Source organism: Pseudomonas sp. 43(2021), from assembly GCF_017490805.1.
In the GTDB taxonomy this organism is placed as follows: Bacteria; Pseudomonadota; Gammaproteobacteria; order Pseudomonadales; family Pseudomonadaceae; genus Aquipseudomonas.
On record NZ_JAFGYJ010000136.1, the window covers coordinates 1 to 655 of the forward strand.

Here is a 655-nt window from a genome sequence, read left to right on the forward strand (position 1 = left end):
GACAGCGCCTCCTCAAGCATTTTTGAAGTCAATGTCTTCTCCTTCGACCATGACGGCGGTCAGTGTGAGTGAGCGATCGAGCCGCACGCAGTCGGCCCAGGCGCCGGGGGCAAGGCGCCCGCGTTCGGTGATGCCAAGGTAGTCGGCGGGAAATTGCGACAGACGCTGCGAGGCTTCGGCGACCGGCAAACCGATCTTGACCAGATTGCGCAGGGCCTGATCCATGGTCAGGGTGCTGCCGGCCAGCGTGCCGTCGGGCAGGCGCACGCCGCCCAGGCATTTGGTCACGGTGTGGCTGCCAAGCTTGTATTCACCGTCGGGCATGCCGGCGGCGGCGGTCGAATCGGTGACGCAATACAGGCACGGGATCGAACGCAGGGCCACGCGAATGGCGCCGGGGTGTACGTGCAGCAGATCGGGAATCAGCTCGGCGTATTTGGCGTGGGCCAGTGCTGCGCCGACGATGCCCGGCTCGCGGTGATGCAGCGGGCTCATGGCGTTGTAGAGGTGGGTGAAACTGCTGGCACCGGCAGCCAGCGCGGCGACGCCTTCCTCGTAGCTGCCGAGGGTGTGGCCGATCTGCATGCGGATGCCACGGCTGCTCAGCTCGCGAATCAACGCATCGTGGCCAGCGATTTCCGGGGCGATGGTGATG

The 655-nt window shown here is 65.6% G+C and carries 1 pseudogene; it reads right to left on the reverse strand.

The features are described from left to right. Positions 1-12: 12 nt before the first annotated feature. Positions 13-655: pseudogene (locus J5M71_RS26370) on the reverse strand (N-acetylglucosamine-6-phosphate deacetylase); the annotation flags it as partial.